Genomic DNA, 19,707 nt, shown 5'->3' on the forward strand with positions numbered 1-19,707 from the left:
TCACTTATTGTACCACAGGTGTTTTCAGCCTGGAAAAGTGTCTTGGCATCATGATGGCTTCATGCTTTGCCACGAGGCATCGTCAGGGTTTGCACAAAATGCTGCAACCTGCAAAGATTCATTTTCTGTTATAAGCTTTTGTTGTAGTGCTTCAAAGCGGAGCGTTTCCATATTTGTAAGTGTCGGCATCTCAAGACGTGCTTCAGCTAAGTTGGTTTCTCCTTTTGAAAGCTCATACGTAAATACCGCAGCTCCACCGAGCACATCAGCACCTGCTTCCCGCAAAGCTTCTGCCGCTTCAATCACGCTTTTGCCGGTCGAAATTAAGTCTTCAAGTACGACCACTTTTGCACCTCTGGCAAATGTGCCTTCAATTTGATTGCCTTTGCCGTGACCTTTCGCTTTCCCTCGAACATAAATCATCGGTAAATCAAGCGCCTCACTCACCCAGGCCGCGTGCGGGATGCCTGCGGTTGCCGTACCAGCGATCACTTCAGCCTCTGGGTAATGGGTTTGAACAAGTTGCGTAAACCCGTCAATCACATCGCGGCGTACGTGCGGAAAGGATAAAATGAGCCGGTTATCACAATAAATGGGCGACGCTATGCCTGAAGTCCATGTGAATGGGTCTTTTGGAGATAAATTCACTGCTTCAATTTCTAACAAATGCTTTGCAATCATTTCTTTCAACTTAGGGACCTCCAATCGTTACGGATCGTATCATACGCTGCAGCCGGCGCTTCGCTTTTCGTTACGCTGCGCCCTATAACAATATGAGTGCTGCCATAGGCTCGTGCTTCTGATGGTGTTGTGCTTCTTACTTGGTCATTTGCTTCATCAGAAGCTTGCCGGATGCCTGGTGTCACCCTTAGAAATGCTGATCCACACGTTTTTTGTACAAGTGATGCTTCAAGCGAAGAGCAAACGACGCCATCGAGCCCGGCTTGGGCAGCGTTAGCAGCGTAATGAGCAACCGTGTCTTGCATCGTATTTTTAATTAACAACTCTTTTTTAAGCATCGATTCGTCTGTACTTGTCAGCTGTGTGACTGCTAAACAAAGCGGCCGGCTGCTTTTTTCAGGTGTTCCTGCTTCAAGACCCCGCACGGCTGCGCGCATCATGTCCGCGCCACCGGCGGCATGGACATTCACCATCGATACGCCAAGGGAAGCGAGATTGATCATCGCCCGCTCAACTGTTGTTGGGATGTCATGCAGCTTCAAATCAAGAAATACCGGATGACCGCGGGCTGTCAGCGATTCGATAAACGAAGCACCGGTGCGATAGAACAGCTCCATCCCGATTTTCACCGGAATACTTTCTCCTTTAAAATGCTCGAGCAGCTTCAGTGCCTTTGCTTCGTTTGGCACATCTAAAGCAAGGATTGGATCCTTCATCATAACAAGGCGGCTCCTTTCCCTTGCAGATCATGAATATGTGAAGCGCCAAGCTCGTCAAGATAAGCAGGCAGCTGTTCAATCAACGTCGGGCAGACGAACGGATCACTGAAGTTGGCTGTACCAACAGCAACGGTATCAGCGCCAGCACGGATAAATTCAATCACATCTTCTGGGCTTGAAATGCCACCCATGCCAATGATCGGTAAATTTGTGACCTGCCGGACGTTATGGGTGATCCGGATCGCCACTGGTTTTACTGCCGGACCGGACATACCTCCGGCGCCGTTGGCTAGAATCGGTGCGCCGGTTTTCCAGTCGAGCCGCATACCAACGAGCGTGTTAATGAGCGACAAGCCGTCTGCACCTCCTCTTTCAACAGCCAGGGCAAGCGCAGCTGGGTCAGCGACATTTGGTGAGAGTTTTACATAGACGGGCTGTCGGCTTACAGCCTTGACACGGGCAGTGAGCTCTTCAGCAAGGGCTGGATCCTGGCCGAAAGCCATCCCGCCTTTTTTCACATTTGGACACGATATATTGAGCTCAATCGCACTTGTCTCGGAACGATTTGAAAGTGTGCGGGCGACGGTTTCGTATTCTTCCATCGTTGAGCCGGAGATGTTCACTAAGATCGGGGTGTCATATGCTGCGAGCCATGGGAGTTCTTCAGCGGCAACGGCTTCAACCCCCGGGTTCTGCAAGCCGATCGCATTCAGCATACCAGATGACGTTTCTGCCACCCGCGGCGTTGGATTCCCGTCTTTTTGTGCTTCTGTTGTACCTTTCACAGCTACCGCCCCGAGACAGCTTAAATCATACAGCCGGGCATACTCTCTTCCGTAACCAAAGCAGCCTGATGCCGGCATAATCGGATTTTTCATCGATAACCCTGGAAGTTCTACATGCAAGCGGCTCATAAAACAACCTCCCCTAATGGAAATACGGGTCCGTCACTGCACACTTTTGCGTATCCAGCGCCTTTCTCCTGCCTGTCGCACACACAGGCGAGGCAGGCACCGATCCCACAGCCCATCCGCTCCTCGAGCGAAGCGTAACCTCGAGCTTTTGGGTACAACCCTTCAACAACTTGCATCATCCGGCGCGGTCCGCACATGTAAATGTCTTCTACGTTGAGGGCATGCATTTCAATCGCATGGGTGACAAACCCTTTCGTGCCGTGGCTGCCGTCTTCAGTTGTCACATACACTTGACCCAGTTCGGCAAACTCACTTTCATAAAATACCGCTTCGGCAGTTGCAAAACCAAGCACTGTGGTAACTTTCACCCCGTCTGCCCGCAGCCGGCGACCGAGTTCATAAAGCGGGGGTACACCAATTCCTCCGCCGATAAGAAGTGCCTCCCCACTCGACGGTGCCTCGAGCGGAAACCCGGAACCGAGCGGCCCGAAAACATTGACAGCTGCACCTTCATTTAAGGTAGCGAGTGCTTTTGTGCCCGCACCATCCACTCGGTAAATAAGGGTGCACGTTGTTTCATCCTGTGAAATCGCAGCGATGCTGAGCGGACGGCGAAGCAGCATCGCTTCACTCGGTACTTTCACGTGGACAAACTGCCCTGGCGCCATTTGGCTTACCATCGCCCCTATAAGGACAAGCTCATACGTATCTTTGGCGATTGCTTTATGGGACACAACGTGCATGTTTTCTGTCTGCATTACAACGTCACCTGCTTTGCTGCAGGTTTTTTCAGTTCAGGCACCGGCTCGGAAGCAAAGGTGATCATCTCGAGCACGTTGAGTAACGCGTCTGCTGTATCCATCGAGGTCATACAAACCGCCCCGTTTTCCACCGCTTCCCGGCGGATGCGGAAACCGTCACGAGCCGGCTGTTTTCCTTTTGTGAGCGTGTTTACGACAAACTGGGCTTCACCTTCCTGCAGGCAGTCAAGAAGATTTGGCGGTGCTTCGCCTACTTTGTTCACAACGCTTGAAGGGATGCCTGCTTCAGCGAGGGTTTCACTCGTCCCTTTCGTTGCCAATAGGTCGTAGCCGATCCGATAAAAACGGCGGGCCAGTTCAATGGCTTCTGCTTTGTTTTTATCTGCAATCGTAAAGAGGACGGTGCCGTGTTCTGGGATGTTCATGCCTGCAGCTTTCAAACCTTTATACAAGGCTTTTTCAAGTGTGTAGTCACGCCCCATCACTTCCCCGGTCGATTTCATTTCCGGTCCGAGATTAATATCCACCCGACGGAGTTTCGCAAAGCTGAATACCGGTACTTTCACCGCCACTTGCGCTGGCTCTGGATGGAGGCCGGTGAAATATCCGAGATCAGCAAGTGATTCCCCAAGAATAGCTCTTGTCGCAAGCCCTGCCATCGGTACGCCTGTCACTTTACTTAAAAATGGTACAGTTCGACTCGCACGTGGATTCACTTCAAGTACATAAACTTCATCTTCAAACAGGACAAATTGTATATTGAGTAAGCCGACAATTTCTAAGCCGCGGGCGATTTCTATCGTACGCTCAGCGACTTTTGCTTTCACCGATTCGCTTAACTTTTGAGCCGGATATACGGCAATTGAATCGCCAGAGTGCACACCGGCACGCTCAATGTGTTCCATAATTCCCGGCACATATACATTTTCTCCGTCAGAAATCGCATCTACTTCAATCTCTTGTCCGGTTAAATAACGATCGACCAACACCGGATGATCCGGACTTACACTTGCTGCTTCCTGCATATAACGGAGCAGTTCTGTTTCATTATCAACAATCTCCATCGCCCGTCCGCCGAGTACATACGACGGTCGTACAAGCACCGGGTAACCAATGCGCTGGGCAATCGCTTCTGCTTCTTCAACAGAGGTCGCCGTTTTTCCAAGCGGCTGCGGGATATTTAAAGCATCAAGCGCCTGCTCAAATTTATCCCGGTCTTCTGCCCGGTCCATCGCCTCCAGTGAGGTGCCGAGCACATTGACACCGGTATCGCGCAGTTCTTCTGCTAAATTAATTGCGGTTTGCCCGCCAAACTGAACAATGACACCTTCAGGCTGTTCATGTTCAATAATGGTGAGCACATCTTCTTTTGTAAGCGGCTCGAAGTACAGCTTATCGGACGTGCTGAAATCCGTTGATACGGTTTCAGGGTTATTATTAACGATAATCGCTTCATAACCTGCCTCTTGAATCGCCCAAACGGTATGAACCGTTGCGTAGTCAAATTCAATCCCCTGGCCGATGCGGATCGGTCCGCTCCCGACGACAAGAATTGAAGGCTTATCGGTGACAATGGATTCATCTTCATCTTCGTACGTACTGTAATAATACGGGGTCATTGATTCAAACTCAGCTGCACACGTATCAACCATTTTGTACACCGGCCGGCAGCCGGAATTGTGCCGGAAGCTGCGCACTTCACTTTCTGACGTCTGCCACAGTTCTGCGATTCGGCGGTCACTCAACCCACGTTCTTTTGCTTCAGTAAGTCGGTCAATTTCAAACGGCGCCTCAGCCAGTTCTGCATCCAGCTGGCAGAGCTTTTCGAGCTTATATAAATAAAATGGATCGACATTCGTTAAACGGTGCACGTCTTCAAGACGCCAGCCGCGGCGGAAAGCTTCACCGACAGCAAAGAGTCGTTCGTCATCCGGATTTGCAAGGCGCTCGCTTAAATCTTCATCTGTAAAAGTTGTTTCTTTCTTACGTAAAAGATGGTCATCTTTTGTGTCTAAAGAGCGAATCCCTTTTAAAAGTGATTCTTCAAAGTTGCGCCCGATCGCCATCACTTCTCCGGTTGCTTTCATTTGTGTACCTAGCCGGCGATTGGCAGCTTCAAATTTATCAAACGGCCAGCGCGGCAGTTTCGTAACGACATAGTCTAATGCCGGCTCAAAGCTTGCATACGTTGTTTGTGTAATTGGATTTTTCAACTCGTCAAGCTGATAACCGCACGCAATTTTCGCTGCGATTTTTGCGATCGGATATCCAGTTGCTTTACTTGCAAGGGCTGAGGAGCGGCTGACCCGCGGATTGACTTCAATGACGTAATAGTCGTTACTGTTTGGGTCGTGAGCGAACTGCACGTTACAGCCGCCCTCGATGCCAAGGGCACGAATAATTGTTAATGAAGCATTGCGCAGTCTTTGGTAATCCCGGTCTGATAACGTCTGGCTCGGGGCAGTTACAATCGAATCCCCGGTATGCACACCGACAGGATCAAAGTTCTCCATGTTACACACAACAATCGCTTCATCATGCGCATCACGCATCACTTCATACTCAACTTCTTTAAAGCCTGCGATACTTTTTTCAATCAGACACTGCGTCACCGGGCTGTATTTTAAACCGGAAGCAACGGTTTCACGAAGCTCAGCTTCATTTTTCACCATGCCCCCGCCGGTGCCGCCGAGCGTATACGCCGGCCGGATAATGAGCGGATAACCGACCCGCTCGGCGAACTGCTGCGCTTCATCCAAATTGTGGATTATCGCACTTTCCGGTACCGGTTCATTCAACTCGGCCATTAACGTCCGAAACTCATCCCGGTCTTCTGCCTGTTGAATTGCAGCAAGGTCTGTACCAAGCAGTTCAACCCCGTACCGTTCAAGTACGCCAGCATTGTTTAACTCCATAGCCATATTTAAACCTGTTTGACCGCCAAGGGTGGCAAGTAATCCGTCCGGACGTTCTTTTCGAATAATCCGGCTGACAAAATCAAATGTGAGCGGTTCAATGTACACTTCATCAGCCATTTCTGTATCTGTCATAATCGTAGCCGGGTTGGAATTAATGAGCACAACTTCATAACCTTCTTCTTTTAAAGCCTGGCACGCCTGGGTTCCGGCGTAGTCAAACTCAGCTGCCTGTCCAATAATAATCGGCCCGGAGCCGATCACTAACACTTTTTGAATATCTGTACGTTTTGGCATGATACGCACTCCCTTCGACTATACGTGTGATTTTGTGGTTTCTATCATTTTGAAAAATCGATCGAACAATGGATTCGCATCATCCGGACCGGGTGCTGCTTCCGGGTGGTACTGCACGCTGAACACCGGCAGGCTTTCATGGGCAGTACCTTCAACGGTTTGATCATTCACTGCCCGGTGGGTAACAACAAGGCCGGTTGCAGCAAGGCTCGCTTCATTCACGGTGTAGCCGTGGTTTTGTGCCGTGATCGCAACTTCACCAGTTTGCAAATCTTTCACCGGATGGTTTGAACCCCGGTGGCCGTATGGCAGCTTCTCTGTTTTCGCGCCGAGTGCACGGCAGATGAGCTGATGGCCAAGACAAATTCCAAACACGGGGATGGCTTTTAAAAGTGCCGTTAACGTCGGTAAAGCTTCAGGAATGTCCGCCGGGTCTCCCGGACCGTTTGAAAGCATGACGCCGTCCGGCTGAAGTTTTAAAATGTCTTCAGGCGGTGTATTGTATGATACGACATACACATCTGCCCCGCGCTGGATGAGCTGACGGATGAGCCCATGCTTTGTGCCATAATCAATTAACACAATGCGCGGTCCCTGCCCCGGTGCATGATAAGCATCTGCTGTTGATACGCGGGCAACTTGATCGCGCCGGAAATGAGCGGAGCTAAGTTCTGCCGCTTCTTCTTCAACGTTTGCTTCAACTGGGCGGATCGTGCCTTTCATCGTGCCGTATTTACGGATTAAGCGGGTAAGTTTACGTGTATCAACCCCAGAAAGTCCCGGAATTTCCCGTTCAGCAAGCATTTCATCAAGTGAGCTTGTGCTTCGCCAATGGCTTGGGATGTCTGCGTATTCTTTAACAATTAAAGCACTCAACGCCGGGTGAATTGATTCAAAGTCTTCACGGTTCACGCCGTAATTGCCGATAAGTGGATAAGTGAGCACGACCATTTGATCGCAGTAAGATGGATCAGATAAAATTTCCTGATATCCGGTCATGCCGGTGTTAAAAACGACTTCACCTGAAATATCGCTATGTGCGCCGAAAGCTTCGCCAGTAAAGGTTGTTCCATCTTCTAAAATGAGCTGCTTTTTCATCGTTTCATCGCTCCTTTGGTTGCCTTTTGATCCGCTAGGGCATGGTAGAGAACTGCCATGCGGGTATAAACGCCGTTTTCCATCTGCGTAAAAATGCGTGACCGGTCAGTTTCAACTAAATCCGCATCAATTTCGACACCGCGGTTAACTGGTGCCGGATGCATAATAATACTGCCGGGTTTCATTTCTTTTTCCCTTCTTTTCGTTAAACCGTAAGCTTTATGATAAGCTTCAGCGCTAAAGCCGGCGCCGTCGGTATGGCGCTCGTGTTGAACGCGCAGCAGCATTAGAACGTCCGCCTTGCGGCAAGCTTCATCCATGGGGATATATGTTTCAGACCCAGGGGCAAAAGATGGAGGGCCGGTCACTGAGACGCGGGCACCGAGCCGCTTTAAAACTTCGATATTTGAGCGGGCGACACGGCTGTGGGTAATGTCGCCTGCTACCACGATGTGAAGCCCGCGAAAACCGCCAAACGTTTCTTCAATGGTGAACAAATCAAGCAGGGATTGCGTAGGGTGATGCCCGCAGCCGTCTCCACCGTTAATAACCGGAATGGAGAGGCTGTTCAGCTGATCAAAGTAACGCTCTTCCCCGTGGCGGATAACGAGGGCGCCGGCACCGATAGCTTCCAGTGTTTTGGCGGTATCATACAATGACTCTCCTTTTTGCGCACTGGAATGATCCGCGCTGAAATCAAGCGTGGAAAGACCGAGCCGTTTCTCTGCCATTTCAAAGCTCATTTTTGTACGGGTACTCGGCTCAAAAAACAAGTTTGCAACAGCTGGCTGATCTTCAAGCTCAGGACCAAGCCCTTCTTTATACCGTTTGGCCAAGTTCAGCAGGTCAAGAATGTCTCCTTCATCCATCTCCATTAATGTCCATAAGTGCCGGCCGTTTACGTTCGGTTGAGCTGTCATCATACTACCGCCTCCTGCGTATCAATTTTCAAAAAGACTTGCTCACATGATACTTTTATAAAAAAGCACCCTCTGCTCTTAAGCAAAGGGTGCTTTCCTGCGGGGTCAGCCGCTTGAAGATACAGGTCGCCTGCTTTTACGCCTGTATTTGCACCCTTATTTATCTCACTGGACAAATTTCAAGGGTTATGCCGCTCGATCGTTTCCGTCATTTTCATCCATTTGTTCATTCATGTCATCAAACATGCGGTTGTTGCCGTAACCAAGATGCCGGTCCGGCAGTATAAAGTTTAAGATAATACCGATGATCGCAGCGAGTGCCATGCCCGGGATTTCAACGACTTCGCCGAGCTCAACAAACGCACCGCCGATTCCGATGATTAAAATCGTTGAAGCGATTACTAAGTTGCGCGTCTCGCCAAAATCAATCTCATTTTCAATCAACATGCGCACCCCATTGGCTGCGATGACACCGAACAGAAGGATGGAGACACCGCCCATGACTGCTCCTGGGATACTTGCAATTAAGGCTTCCACCTTACCGATAAAACCGAAGAGGACTGCAAGGACAGCTGCACCGCCTACAACATACACACTAAAGACCCGGGTGATCGCTAGCACGCCAATGTTTTCACCATACGTTGTGTTCGGCGGCCCGCCAATCAACGAAGCAATGACTGTCGCTGCGCCGTCACCCATGATCGAACGGTGCAGACCAGGCCGTTTTAAAAAGTTTCGTTCTGCGACTTTACTTAGTACCATTTGGTCCCCAATGTGTTCAGCTAAAGTTACAAGCGCAATCGGTGCCATGATAAAGATAATGCTCCACGACCACTCCGGGGTGAACGTAGCAAACGGGATGACAAAATCAGGGATTTGCAACCACGGGGCATCGACCACTTGCTGAAACTCAACAAGTCCGGCTGCGGCTGCGATGCTGTAACCGCCTACGATCCCGATTAAAATTGGTACAAGGTTAAAGAAACCGCGGAAGAAAGCCATAGCTATAATCGTAATGGCCAGGGTGGCCAGGGCAACACTGAAGTGTAGCATTGGATTCACATACTCACCAGCACTATCATCGTAATTCATTGCCATATCAATCGCGGTACCGGCAAGTGCGAGGCCAATCACCATAATCACCGGGCCGACAACAACCGGCGGAAGCAGTTTCATTAACCAGCCAACACCTGTGAACCGGATCAAAACAGCGGTAGCTCCGTACACTAGGCCAGCCACAAACGTACCGATCATCACACCTTCTGGCCCGCCAATTGACATCGCTGCAATGAGCGGAGCGATGAACGCAAATGAAGAGCCGAGATACGCAGGAATCTGACCTTTTGTAATTACAAGATACGCAAGCGTCCCTAAGCCGCTTGAAACAAGAGCGACTGCTGGACTTAATCCCGTTAACACCGGAACGAGAATCGTTGCACCAAACATTGCAAATAAATGCTGCAAACTTAAAATCAACCATTTTTCTTTTGGTGGTAGTTCTTGAATGTCTAGTTCTTTCGTTTTCACTGTAATTCCTCCCTATGCTTTTCAACACTTAGCAGTTATCATCCTAATAAAAAACCTCTCTGCCTGCGGGCAAAGAGGTTCAACTGCATAAGAAGGAGACTTACCTGTTCCAAGTTGTTGCACTTGGCACGGCAAGCTTCTTGCAGCTTCCCCTCTTTTCGGCCTCACAGGACCGGTTTAAAGAGGTGATTATTCAGTTGAAGTAATGTTGACTTCATCTATCCCATCATGCTCTTCCAGTTGAGCAGCAATTTTTTCCGTTTTCGCTGTCGGTACATTTTTCCCGATGAAGTCAGGCCGGATCGGCAGCTCCCGGTGGCCGCGGTCCACCAGCACAGCCAGCTGGATCATCCCAGGACGCCCGTGATCCATAATGGCATCAAGTGCAGCGCGGACGGTGCGGCCTGTGTAAAGCACATCATCGACAAGTACAACCGTTTTATCTTTCACACTTTCCGGAAGCTCCGTCCCACGGATTTCCGGTTCATGATCAGCAGTTTTTACCGTTAAGTCATCGCGGTAAAGCGTAATATCTGCTTCCCCAACCGGTGGACGGCGGCCTTCGATCCGTTCGATCTGATCAGCAATCCGCTGGGCTAAGTAAGCCCCACGTGTTTTAATCCCAACAATGACAAGCTCATCGATGCCTTTATTTCTTTCAATAATTTCATGTGAGATTCTTGTGAGCGCACGCCGAACCGCTTGATCATCCATCAGTATTCGTTTTTCCACCGTGACCGCCCCCCTTTTTCAAAATAAAACATCCCCCCGCCTGTACAAGACGAGAGGATGGAGACATCACTTAGTCATGCAGACCACGCCTGCTGCGTGGTCATCTCCGTTCCTTCTCAGCCTCACAGGACTGACGTTAAAGGACTTTTTGTTCTTCAAAGAGTATCTCAAGATTCCTTATAAAAATCAAGAGGTTTAACGAAGTTTTTCGATCATTTCCTCCATATCTTTTGGAACAGCAGCTTGAAATGTCTCTAACACGCCGGTGGATGGATGCTCAAACGACAACTCAAAAGCATGCAGTGCCTGACCGGACAAAGGTAATGTTTTTTTTGGACCGTATTTTGGGTCTCCAGCGACCGGGTGGTTAATATATTCAAAATGCACCCGGATTTGATGCGTACGCCCGGTTTCAAGCTGACATTCGACAAGTGAGTAGTTTTTAAAGCGTTCTAGCACTTGAAAATAGGTTACAGCTTCTTTACTGTTCACATCGGTCACTGCCATCCGCTGACGGTCCGTGGTATCGCGGCCGATTGGCGCTTCAATCGTGCCCCGTTCATGAGCAATTTCACCATGGACAATCGCCTGATACCGCCTGCTTGCTGTTTTATCTTTAAATTGTTCGGCAAGTATTTCGTGGGCTTGATTATTTTTTGCCACAACGAGCAGACCGGACGTATCTTTATCAATCCGGTGCACAATGCCCGGGCGATACAAGCTGCCGTTAAGATCTGAAAGCTCGTCTGTATGAGCGAGCAGCCCGTTAACGAGCGTACCGCTTGTATGACCAGGTGCCGGATGAACGACCATTCCGCGTGGTTTATTAATCACGATGACATCCTCATCCTCAAATACCGCGTCAAGCTGCATCACCTCTGGATGAATCGCGTCATCCTGTTCAGGCGGTGTAACTGAAATAACGTCGCCGGCGGCCACTTTGACATTGGCCTTTGTAGGTGTTTGATTGCAAGTAATTCCACCTTCTTCAATCCAGCGCTGCACCTCGCTGCGAGAGGCACCTTCAACACGCGCAGTAATATACTTATCCATACGCTCGTTCGCTTCTTCTTCAGTTACGTTTAGTGTGATCGTTTCATTCATTAGCATTTTGCTCCTTTTCTTTCCGTTCATCCATAAACATGCGCACAATTAAAAACCCAACACCAACAACAAGGGCCATGTCTGCCACATTAAAAATCGGGAAACTGTACGTACCGATATATACATCAATAAAGTCTACAACTTCACCATAAGCAAGCCGGTCAATAAAGTTACCGATCGCCCCGCCAAATACAAGCCCAAGCGGAATGCCATACCATGGATTAAAACGGGCGTGGGTCTGCATGTAATAAATGATAAAGATCGTAACAACAACCGTCACTATAAAGAAAAGCCACTGCTGCCCCTGCAAAATACCAAAAGCAGCGCCGGCATTACGATGGGAAGTTAAATGAAGCACCCCATCAATGATCGGCCGGCTCTCTCCAAGTTCCATCCCGGATTTAACGAGCTGCTTTGTCCATTGATCAAGCGCTATGATGATCAACGCCAGTCCATAATACAACGAAAGCTTCATCACTTGATCCCCGTTTCACGTGCTAAAAATTTCCTTCTTTTGATACTACCTATTCATTGTGCTTTGAATGAATTTCATCCTTTATCATAAGAGGATAAAAACCGAACATTGTTCGTTGTATCACTTATGAAGCGTCATGATGAAATTGTGGTTCCAAAGCCGGGGCAAGCTGCATATTTGCGAATCCAAAAGGCAGACCCGGTGTTAAATCCGGGTGCCCTTTGAAATTCCAACAAAAACAGGCGGGCCCTCCGCTGCTTCGTTATACTGATTTATTCAGTTGCCCCTGCTTCTGGATAATGTGTTTCAACAACGTCGGCACAACGCTTACAGAGCGCAGGGTGATCGTTTGAAGCACCGATGTCATCTTTCACGTGCCAGCAGCGTTCGCATTTTTCACCTTCTGCCTCACGTACGATGACCGCAACGTGCTCATAATGCGCTGCATCTTCCGGCGCCTCCTCTTTTGCTCCTTCTAATGTCGCTCCGGAAACAATAAAGAGTGTCTTTAAGTCGCCAGCATTTTTTAGCACGTCATAGCTTTCCGGTGCTGCATACAAAGAAATCGATGCTTCTAGTGATTTCCCGATCACTTTTTCGTTTCGGGCGTTTTCAAGCGCTTTAAGCACGTCATCGCGGATGAGCATCACCCGGTCCCACTTATCTTTAAGCGCATCTGCTTCTGGCAGCTTTTCAGGCTGCGGCATATCTGTCAGTTGTACACTTTCACCAAGTTCACCAGGCATGTAGGACCATACTTCTTCTGTCGTGTGCGGAATAACCGGTGTCATCAGCTTCACGAGCGCCAACAAAGTATCATACATGACGGTTTGTTTCGCCCGGCGCCCTTTGTCATCTTCCGGCTCTACATACAGCGTGTCTTTTGCAACGTCCATATAAAATGAACTTAAGTCAATGGTACAGAAGTTATGCACCGCTTGATAAACGTGGGAAAATTGATAGTTATCATAACCTCGTTTTGTATCCTCGATTACCTTATTTAAGCGAACGAGCATATAGCGGTCAATCTCCGCCATCTCACTGCGTTCCACCCGGTGGGATGCCGGATCAAAGTCACTTAAGTTACCCAATAGGAAGCGGAACGTATTCCGGATTTTGCGATAACCTTCAGCTACCTGTTTTAAGATGGCATCAGAGATACGTACATCAGCTTGATAATCGACAGAAGCCGTCCAAAGGCGGAGAATATCTGCGCCAAGCTGCTTCATGACTTCATTTGGTACTACAACGTTTCCAAGTGACTTACTCATCTTCTGACCTTCACCATCAAGGGCAAACCCGTGACTGACAACAGCTTTATATGGCGCTTCACCGCTCACCGCTACACTTGTAGAAAGAGAGGAATTGAACCAGCCACGGTACTGATCAGAACCTTCTAGATAAACATCCGCCGGTCGATCCAGCTCGTCCCGTTCTTTTAATACAGCCTGATGCGAAGAACCGGAGTCAAACCAAACATCCATAATGTCCATTTCTCTTGTGAAAACATGATTTGGACTGTGTTGTGATGTGAAACCTTCTGGCAGCAGGTCTTTCGTTTCCCACTCAAACCAAATATTCGACCCATGCTCACGGAACAGCTTGGCAACGTGCTGAATCGTTTCATCTTCAATGATTGGTGTATGGTCTTCAGCGTAAAAGACTGGAATCGGTACACCCCAGGCACGCTGACGGGAAATGCACCAATCGCCGCGGTCACGTACCATGTTATACAGCCGGGTTTCGCCCCAGCCTGGGTGCCACTCCACACCTTTGACTGCTTCAAGCAGCTCATCACGGATATTTTCAATTGAAGCAAACCACTGGGTCGTCGCCCGGAAAATGACCGGTTTTTTCGTTCGCCAGTCATGTGGATAAGAATGGGTCATAAACTCAAGTTTTAAAAGCGCAGCTGCTGCTTTTAAGTCCTCTGTAATGTTTTTATTTGCTGTATCGTAAAACAGGCCTTCATAACCAGGTGCTTCATTTGTGAAATAGCCGCGGTCATCCACTGGACAAAGAACATCCAAGCCGTATGATTTACCTACAACAAAGTCATCTTCACCGTGACCTGGTGCTGTATGCACGCAGCCGGTACCGGCATCGAGCGTCACATGATCTCCTAAAATGACGAGCGATTCACGATTGTACAATGGATGAGCTGCCTTGACGTTTTCAAGCTCGCGTCCTTTATAAGTGGCTACCGTCTTCACATTTTCCCATTCAAACAACTCGGACAGCTGCTCAACGAGTTCTTCACCTACGATATAACGACTGCCGTCTGCTTCAACAACGGCATAGTCAAGCTCAGGGTGAACCGCAATTGCGAGGTTTGCCGGAATTGTCCAAGGTGTTGTCGTCCAAATGACAAACTTTTCATCACCAGAAAGTACGCCACGACCATCTTTCACATCAAAGCTTACATAAATCGATGGCGAGCGTTTATCATGGTATTCAATTTCAGCTTCTGCTAAAGCAGACTCAGAAGATGGGGACCAATGCACAGGTTTTTTTCCTTGATAAATATGACCCTGTTTAGCCATTTCACCAAAGACTTGAATTTGCTGGGCTTCGTACGCTGGAGTAAGTGTGACATATGGGTCTTCCCAATCGCCGCGAATACCGAGGCGCTTAAACTGCTCGCGCTGGCGTTCTAGTTGTTTCATGGCATACGCTTCACATTTTTTGCGGAATTCAGCTACCGACATTTCTTTACGGTCAACTTTTTCGTTTTTAGTTAAAGCCGTTTCGATTGGCAGGCCGTGAGTATCCCAGCCTGGTACATATGGTGCGTGATAACCGTTCATCGACTTATAGCGAACGATAAAATCTTTTAAAATCTTATTTAAGGCGTGGCCCATATGAATGTCGCCATTGGCGTATGGTGGTCCGTCATGCAGCACAAAGAGCGGTCGACCTTCAGTGCGCTTTTGGACACGCTCGTACAAGTTCATCTCTTCCCACGCTTGTTGACGCTCTGGTTCTTTGTTTGGCAGGTTCCCGCGCATCGGGAATTTTGTTTTCGGCATTCGCAAAGTATCTTTGTAATTCATGATGTGCCTCCTCTATTAAATTTAAAGTTTTTTAACATATAAAAAACCCCCGTCCACAAAAGGGACGGGAGCTGCCCGCGGTACCACCCTGATCCTCAATTTCCTGTTTAAAAAGGAGATTGGAGTGCCTTAAAACCGTTAACGCGGGCCGCGCCTCAGCTTACTACTCATTCAGCCGGGAACTCCAGGGTGATTTTCCAAACGCTGAACTTCCGGGCTCGCACCATCCCCGGTTCGCTTCAAAGTTCATCACGTACGTACTCTTCCCTATCTTCGTTATAATCACGATACATTTGTAAAAAATTATAGAATGAACAATTCACTTCGTCAAACGATTTTCTTCATCAAGACGACAAACATTAAAGGTTGGAATGATAAGCAGCCGCTGCTTCGTTCGCCTCGGCCTCTTCTGTCTCTGTTACATGATCCCAATCTTCATTATGTAACATTTCGAGCTGAGATTCAATCAGCATTTTAAACCGCGTACGGTAAACAGAAGCTTGCTTTTTCAACTCTTCAGTTTCGAGTTCAATTTTGCGCGATTTTGACAAAGCATCGTTAATAATGCGGTCAGCATTTTTCTCCGACTCTTTAACGATTAAATCAGCTTCTTTTCTGGCACTACGCTTCACTTCTTCTGCAGACTCTTGCGCAACAAGGATCGACTTGTTCAATGTCTCCTCAATATTTGAGAAGTGCTCCAGTCGTTCTTCTAGCTCGTTTACCTTTTCAAACAGTTCGTTTTTCTCACGGATGACGGTTTCATAATCTTTAATCACTTGGTCTAGAAACTCGTTAACCTCATCTTCATCATATCCGCGGAAACCGCGCGTAAATTCTTTATTGTGAATATCAAGCGGTGTTAACGACATGACACGTTACCTCCCCATGCAAAATGGCGTGTTGTCTACCTCTTCGACAACATTCATAAATCTCCTTGCCGAAGTTAAGATTTTTTTCCATAGTAAATGTGCTGCTTGCCTTTTTTTGAAAGGTCACCCAGTGAAAATACTCTGCTTCTACCCAGGCCTCGTACGGATAAATGATCGCCGGAATCTAGTTGATAAGCCGGTTGGTCAACAATTTTCCAGTTCACCTTAACCCGGCCGTTTTTTATATACGGCGCTGTTTTGCCACGCGGCAGCCGGTAAATTTCACTAAGCACAACATCAAGCCGAAGCGAGCTGACGAAACCATCTGCTTCCTCCCACGCTTCTTCAGGCTGAAGTGCCTCACCAAATTCGATCGGACGAAGTGTTACTTTTGCACGGGCTGCCTGCGTAATGTTTGCTTCTAAATAAGCAGAAACCTCAGCCGCTGCTGCAACTTGAATCCGACCCTCAGCCATTACAATATCGCCAAACTTTTCCCGTTTTATGCCGGCACCTGTCATCGTACCAAGAACATCGCGGTGCTCAAGTGTTACAAACTTCTCCGGGTAAATTAGTTCATACAACACAATCTGAAAACGCTCAGCTAAATCTTCCTCATAAAATGGATAAATGAGCGCCCGCTTGCGTTCAGCATCTGGAACCCCGCCGAAAAAAGATAGCTGCACGACTTCATCATCACCGTTCAACTGTGCTAATATGTCCTGCTGACGGGGATCAAGAAACTCCGTTAACTTTGCTTCGTAGCGCGACTCCACCCGGTTAAGCCATTCTAAAGCCTGTTCAACAAACGGATGCTCGTCTTTTCGAAAATGTTGATATACCGACACAGTCTCTCTCCTCTTAGCTGAAAAGCGCCAATACGCCGCGGCTGGCGAAGTTTAACGCAAGAATCGCCACAATTGGTGAAATGTCAATCATGCCAAGTGGCGGAATGACTTTACGAAACGGTTCTAAAAATGGTTCAACGATGGAACCGAGCATCTGTCCAAACGATGTTTCACGCGCGTTTGGAAACCACGACATGAAAATGTAAATAATCACAAGAAAAGAATACAGTTGCATTGCTGATGCAATTAAACCACCTAATGCTGCCATATGTTCATCACCTCAAATGTTTAAAACTCCTGCTGTTTCCCATTCATATACTCTGAAATTGAACCGTTAACATCGACATTCTCCGGCGCACAAAGAAATATTTCACCGCCGACTTTTTGAATATCACCGCCGATGGCATAAACAGTGCCGCTCAAGAAGTCGACAATGCGGAGTGCCTGATCCCGGCTGATCTGCTGTAAATTTACCACCACAGTCTTACGATTCTTCAAGTGATCGGCAATATCCTGCGCATCGTTGTAAGTACGCGGCTCAACAAGTTCAACTTTTGCCGACTGCTGCACACTTTGCAAGCTTACAACATTCTGGGCTTCACGCTCCTGCTGTTTCTTTTTTGCCTTCGGTTTTTCCTCAGGTTCAGGTTCCTCACGCCATTCTTGAACTTCTTCTTCAACAACATCTTCATCAAGTTCAAAGAACCGCTTAAAGCGCGTCTTCATTCCCAAAATTCTCAACTCCTTTGCTCGTTCACGTCGGACCGACAAGCGAGGACCCGAGACGTACCCAGGCAGCTCCCTCTTCAACAGCTACTTCAAAGTCATTGGACATCCCCATCGACAATTCCGTACAAGGTGCATGTGAAAGATTTAATGATTTCACATCGTCGCGGATCTTTCGAAGCTCACGAAAGAACGGCCGGGCATCTTCCGGATTCTGTACAGCAGGTGCCATCGTCATTAAACCGCGGATGCGCAGTTTTTCGTAACTACCGAGTGAACGGATAAAATCTTCAACTTCTTCCGGAGCGAGCCCGGATTTTGACGCTTCACCAGAGACGTTCACTTGGACAAAACAATCAAGCGTGTCTCCATCCGGAAGCCGCTTTTCAAGCTCTTTTGCGAGTGAATGACGGTCAAGGGCATGAAGCATATCCATCACACCTGCAACTTCTTTCACTTTACGCGACTGCAGCTGTCCAATATAGTGCCAGACAACGCTGCTTGCAAGCGCTTCTTCTTTTTCAAGCAGTCCATCCGGTCGGTTTTCACCTAAGTGGGTGATGCCGGCTTCAACTGCCTCTTTTGCACGCTCTTTTGTCACGTACTTTGTCACCCCAATCACACCGACGCTGCCGGGTGGACGCCCGGCACGATGTAACGCAGCCTCGATGCGGGAATGAATGTCACTGTAGCGTTTAGATACTGAACTCATGATTTCTCCTCCTGGGCTTGTCCCTCACGGTAAATCAAAGCTGACATCCGCCCGGTCGGCCCTCCGTCACGGCGGTGAGAGAAGAACAATGCTTCTTCTTCGGCGGTACAATACATGCTTTTTGTAATATTTTCAGGGCGCAGGCCGGCACTTAATAAAAGCTGCCGGTTCATCTCTTTCATATCAAGCTGATACCGTCCCTTTTCATTGTCGGTGAGTGCCTGCTGAAGTTGGTGATCATCAAGCACCGTTTGAAAAGCTTGAGCAACCCGGTCATCAACTTCGTAGCGCGCTGCCCCAATCGCGGGACCAATCGCCGCCTTAAGGTTTTCAAGCTCAGCTCCAGCTGAAACCATGGCTTCGATCATGCGGCTGGTGATCAATTGAGCTGCCCCTCGCCAGCCGGCATGTGCCAAACCTATTATACCTTGATCCGGAGCGTAAAAGTAAAGCGGACCACAATCAGCAAAACAGCCGGCAAGCCCGATGTCTGTTTCTTTTGTTAACAATCCGTCTACTCCAGGCACAGCTGTCTCCAACGTTTGTGTCCCGCGCCCGGCATCTTCAGCCCTCACCCAGGCAACTTCAGCGCCGTGCACCTGCTCGGCCATCACCCATGCTTTAAGCGGCAGGTTCGCATCCCTTGCAAGCCGTTCGCGGTTTAAAACAACAGATTCCGGGGCATCACCTACATGAAGCCCCGTATTTAACGACGTATACGCACCTGAACTTACACCGCCTGTCCGCACAGAAATACCAGCAAAAACATCGTTATCCCACTGCCGCTGTTCAAGCCAGCGACCGGAGACTTGAGGACGAAACACTTCTTTATCTTCCATAGGATTCATCCTTTAGATTATTTTCTCCATGCTTCACCTTATTTTAACACAATTTTGCCGGTGTCCATAGTTGAGATTAGCCGGAAGTGAAACCGGCTTCATCCGGCACCTGAACTAAGATTACATCGTTACCTATTTTAACAATATCACTCCACGGAATCACCCACTCTCCTTCTTTTTGCAGCCAACCGAGCATTTTAGGTGCTCCTCCAACTACAAGTGATTCAACAAAACCTGTAGCTACATTAATATCTACATCACTGACATGACCGAGCCGGCGACCACTTACCATACTTACAATATCTTTCGTCTGTAAATCAGAAATCCGCATCACAGGCTGACGCCTCCTTTTATACAGTTCAATTATGTATATGCTTGGTATCAGTTAAAATTTACCTTGTACTTAAATCGCATAAAACTTGGATTAAATTTTATATATTCAACCTTAATAAAAACAAGCTGAAGTTCGGTCCATGCGCTTGGCATATAAGACGCAAGCACAGCTTAAGGGATG

19 protein-coding genes and 1 other annotated feature are annotated in these 19,707 nt (G+C 48.3%); all 19 genes read right to left on the reverse strand.

Features of this window, described 5'->3' with window-relative positions:
• Positions 1-48 precede the first annotated feature (48 nt).
• Positions 49-690: an orotate phosphoribosyltransferase gene (gene pyrE, locus B0H94_RS01480; protein WP_106587470.1), complete on the reverse strand. Its 642-nt coding sequence runs from the start codon at positions 688-690 to the stop codon at positions 49-51.
• A complete protein-coding gene (gene pyrF / locus B0H94_RS01485) occupies positions 687-1,400 on the reverse strand; it encodes an orotidine-5'-phosphate decarboxylase (protein ID WP_106587471.1) in 714 nt (237 codons plus the stop codon). Before pyrF ends, pyrE begins: the two co-directional genes overlap by 4 nt.
• On the reverse strand, positions 1,397-2,314 hold the full coding sequence (locus B0H94_RS01490; RefSeq protein WP_106587472.1) for a dihydroorotate dehydrogenase: 918 nt from the start codon (positions 2,312-2,314) through the stop codon (positions 1,397-1,399). Before B0H94_RS01490 ends, pyrF begins: the two co-directional genes overlap by 4 nt.
• Positions 2,311-3,072, reverse strand: a complete 762-nt coding sequence (locus B0H94_RS01495) for a dihydroorotate dehydrogenase electron transfer subunit (protein WP_106587473.1) — start codon at positions 3,070-3,072, stop codon at positions 2,311-2,313. Before B0H94_RS01495 ends, B0H94_RS01490 begins: the two co-directional genes overlap by 4 nt.
• Positions 3,072-6,287 (reverse strand): carbamoyl-phosphate synthase large subunit, encoded by a 3,216-nt coding sequence (gene carB, locus B0H94_RS01500; RefSeq protein ID WP_106587474.1) that lies wholly within the window; start codon positions 6,285-6,287, stop codon positions 3,072-3,074. Before carB ends, B0H94_RS01495 begins: the two co-directional genes overlap by 1 nt.
• Before the next feature lie 18 nt (positions 6,288-6,305).
• Positions 6,306-7,385, reverse strand: a complete 1,080-nt coding sequence (locus tag B0H94_RS01505) for a carbamoyl phosphate synthase small subunit (protein ID WP_106587475.1) — start codon at positions 7,383-7,385, stop codon at positions 6,306-6,308.
• Positions 7,382-8,308 (reverse strand): aspartate carbamoyltransferase catalytic subunit, encoded by a 927-nt coding sequence (locus B0H94_RS01510; protein WP_106587476.1) that lies wholly within the window; start codon positions 8,306-8,308, stop codon positions 7,382-7,384. Before B0H94_RS01510 ends, B0H94_RS01505 begins: the two co-directional genes overlap by 4 nt.
• Before the next feature lie 183 nt (positions 8,309-8,491).
• Positions 8,492-9,838 carry a solute carrier family 23 protein gene (locus tag B0H94_RS01515; RefSeq protein WP_106587477.1) on the reverse strand — a complete coding sequence of 449 codons (1,347 nt, stop codon included), beginning with the start codon at positions 9,836-9,838 and terminating at the stop codon, positions 8,492-8,494.
• 183 nt (positions 9,839-10,021) lie between these two features.
• Positions 10,022-10,564: a bifunctional pyr operon transcriptional regulator/uracil phosphoribosyltransferase PyrR gene (gene pyrR, locus B0H94_RS01520; RefSeq protein ID WP_106587478.1), complete on the reverse strand. Its 543-nt coding sequence runs from the start codon at positions 10,562-10,564 to the stop codon at positions 10,022-10,024.
• Positions 10,565-10,759: 195 nt separating this feature from the next.
• Positions 10,760-11,668, reverse strand: a complete 909-nt coding sequence (locus tag B0H94_RS01525; protein ID WP_106587479.1) for an RluA family pseudouridine synthase — start codon at positions 11,666-11,668, stop codon at positions 10,760-10,762.
• Positions 11,661-12,143: a signal peptidase II gene (lspA, locus tag B0H94_RS01530; protein ID WP_106587480.1), complete on the reverse strand. Its 483-nt coding sequence runs from the start codon at positions 12,141-12,143 to the stop codon at positions 11,661-11,663. Before lspA ends, B0H94_RS01525 begins: the two co-directional genes overlap by 8 nt.
• A gap of 272 nt (positions 12,144-12,415) precedes the next feature.
• The gene (gene ileS / locus B0H94_RS01535) at positions 12,416-15,196 is read right to left on the reverse strand and encodes an isoleucine--tRNA ligase (protein ID WP_106587481.1); all 2,781 of its coding nucleotides are present in this window, start codon (positions 15,194-15,196) and stop codon (positions 12,416-12,418) included.
• 57 nt (positions 15,197-15,253) lie between these two features.
• Positions 15,254-15,479 (reverse strand) — a binding site (T-box leader).
• Between the two features lie 76 nt (positions 15,480-15,555).
• Positions 15,556-16,068 (reverse strand): DivIVA domain-containing protein, encoded by a 513-nt coding sequence (locus B0H94_RS01540; RefSeq protein ID WP_106587482.1) that lies wholly within the window; start codon positions 16,066-16,068, stop codon positions 15,556-15,558.
• A gap of 74 nt (positions 16,069-16,142) precedes the next feature.
• Positions 16,143-16,916: a YlmH family RNA-binding protein gene (locus B0H94_RS01545; RefSeq protein ID WP_106587483.1), complete on the reverse strand. Its 774-nt coding sequence runs from the start codon at positions 16,914-16,916 to the stop codon at positions 16,143-16,145.
• A gap of 13 nt (positions 16,917-16,929) precedes the next feature.
• The gene (locus tag B0H94_RS01550) at positions 16,930-17,184 is read right to left on the reverse strand and encodes a YggT family protein (protein WP_106587484.1); all 255 of its coding nucleotides are present in this window, start codon (positions 17,182-17,184) and stop codon (positions 16,930-16,932) included.
• A gap of 20 nt (positions 17,185-17,204) precedes the next feature.
• Positions 17,205-17,648, reverse strand: a complete 444-nt coding sequence (locus B0H94_RS01555; protein WP_106587485.1) for a cell division protein SepF — start codon at positions 17,646-17,648, stop codon at positions 17,205-17,207.
• 22 nt (positions 17,649-17,670) lie between these two features.
• Positions 17,671-18,354 (reverse strand): YggS family pyridoxal phosphate-dependent enzyme, encoded by a 684-nt coding sequence (locus tag B0H94_RS01560; protein WP_106587486.1) that lies wholly within the window; start codon positions 18,352-18,354, stop codon positions 17,671-17,673.
• Positions 18,351-19,193 carry a peptidoglycan editing factor PgeF gene (pgeF, locus tag B0H94_RS01565; RefSeq protein ID WP_181315203.1) on the reverse strand — a complete coding sequence of 281 codons (843 nt, stop codon included), beginning with the start codon at positions 19,191-19,193 and terminating at the stop codon, positions 18,351-18,353. Before pgeF ends, B0H94_RS01560 begins: the two co-directional genes overlap by 4 nt.
• Before the next feature lie 76 nt (positions 19,194-19,269).
• On the reverse strand, positions 19,270-19,527 hold the full coding sequence (locus B0H94_RS01570; RefSeq protein ID WP_106587488.1) for a YlmC/YmxH family sporulation protein: 258 nt from the start codon (positions 19,525-19,527) through the stop codon (positions 19,270-19,272).
• Positions 19,528-19,707 lie beyond the last annotated feature (180 nt).

Source organism: Salsuginibacillus halophilus (genome assembly GCF_003014715.1).
Taxonomy (GTDB): Bacteria; Bacillota; Bacilli; order Bacillales; family Marinococcaceae; genus Salsuginibacillus; species Salsuginibacillus halophilus.